The organism is Bradyrhizobium genomosp. III (assembly GCF_000261705.1).
In the GTDB taxonomy this organism is placed as follows: Bacteria; Pseudomonadota; Alphaproteobacteria; order Rhizobiales; family Xanthobacteraceae; genus Bradyrhizobium; species Bradyrhizobium ottawaense.
Map to the genome: position 1 here is coordinate 1 of NZ_AJQF01000031.1, position 1,611 is coordinate 1,611.

Below are 1,611 nucleotides of genomic sequence, written 5' to 3' on the forward strand. Positions count from 1 at the left end.
AATAGGCGACATTGCGCGTCAGCGGCTGCTTGGCCGGACAGACCGGGCGGCAATAGATCCCCGTGGTCTTCACCGCCGTGAAGAAGCGCCCGTCATACCGGGGATCGCGGCGCAGGCGCGCGGCGTTGCAGACATCGAAGCTCAGCATGGCCGGATCATAGCGCATGCCGGTAGCGGCGGAAGGGCTGCGGGATGATCGAGTCCGATTGTGGCGAGCTGCAAGGCGCATCGCGCCCTAGAAGGCGCCCCTCAACGAAAACGAGGGAGCGCATCATGTCCAGCCCAAAAGATATCGTCCTGAACGCGTGGAAGATCTTTTCGTCGCGCGATGCCGAGCGCATCGCCGCATTGTTCACCGAAGACGCCGAATGGATCGCGCCGAAGGGCAATGCTACCGCCGTCGCGCTCGATCACACCGACCACATGGCCGGACCGCACCAGATCGCGCGCTTCATCGCGCAGGAGATGCACAACATGTTCTCGAACATCGATATCGCGTTCCGCGGCGTCTACGCCGACGGCGATGTCGTGATCGTGGAGGAGCGGATGCGCGCCACACTGGGCGGCGGCAAGCCGTACGAGAACGACTATTGCTTCGTGTTCACGGTGGCGGGCGACCGGATCAGGCAGGTGCGGGAATACATGGATACGCGCAAGGGATGGCGGATGGTCTTCGAGCAGGAGGCGTGATGCGTAAGCCCACAATCACCGCCGCGTGCCAGCCCTGCAGCCGCGTGGGTTGAGGCGGTATATGCGCTGACATAAGGCTTGGTCCATGGATCAGCGGACGAGCGGCGCAGACGCTCTCTCTCAGAACAAGGATGCGGCGCCTGCACTGGTCGGCGTAACTTGCGGCCTTGCCGCGGCGCTGTTCTGGGCGCTGGGCTTTGCCGCCACGCGGCATGGCCTCAAGCTCGGCTTCACGCCGGTCGATCTCCTGGTGCATCGCTATGTCTGGTCGGGGATCGCGTTCCTGCCGCTGGTGTTCCGCGCCGGCATCTCCGATCTCTGCGGCATCGGCTGGAGCAGGGGCCTTGTGCTGATGGTGCTCGGCGGCCCCGTGATGTCGCTGATCTCCTACACCGGTTTCCTGTTCGTGCCGCTCGGCCATGGCAGCGTGATCCAGCCCTCCTGCGCGACGCTCGGCGGCCTGTTGCTCGCGGTGGTGGTGCTGAAGGAGCACATCTCGGCCTCACGGCTTGCCGGCGCCGTCGTCATCGTCGGCGGCCTCGGCGTGATCGGCGCGGAATCGATCGGTCATATCGGGGCCGACGGCGTGCTCGGCGATTTGATCTTCGTGCTCACCGGATTGATGTTCGCAGGCTTCGGCGCAGCTCTGCGCCACTGGCGCGTCTCGGCCGTGTCGGCAGCGCTGGTCATCAACGTGCTGTCGCTGCTGCTGCTGCCGGTCTACATCGCAACCGTCGGGCTCGCCCATGTTGCGGCGATCGGCGTGAGCGAGAATGCGATCCAGGCGCTGGCGCAGGGCGTGCTCGCCGGCCCCGCCGCGCTCTATCTCTACGCCGTCTCGGTCCAGCGCCTCGGCGTTGCCCGCGCCGCGGTGTTTCCGGCCTGCGTGCCGGCGTTGACGCTGCTCACCGGCTGGCTGGT

Annotated in this window: 3 protein-coding genes; 2 read left to right on the top strand and 1 reads right to left on the bottom strand. The window is 66.0% G+C overall.

All coding sequences use genetic code 11. The features are described 5' to 3' along the window. Positions 1 to 148, bottom strand: a 148-nt coding sequence (locus IC66_RS0102955; protein WP_038946612.1) for an Ada metal-binding domain-containing protein, incomplete at its 3' end; no start/stop codon positions are given. A 125-nt stretch (positions 149 to 273) separates the two neighbouring features. Here IC66_RS0102955 and IC66_RS0102960 point away from each other — a divergent pair. Then, a complete protein-coding gene (locus tag IC66_RS0102960) occupies positions 274 to 690 on the top strand; it encodes a nuclear transport factor 2 family protein (RefSeq protein WP_038946614.1) in 417 nt (138 codons plus the stop codon). 85 nt (positions 691 to 775) lie between these two features. After that, positions 776 to 1,611: DMT family transporter (locus tag IC66_RS0102965; protein WP_038946615.1), on the top strand; the 836-nt coding region annotated here is incomplete at its 3' end.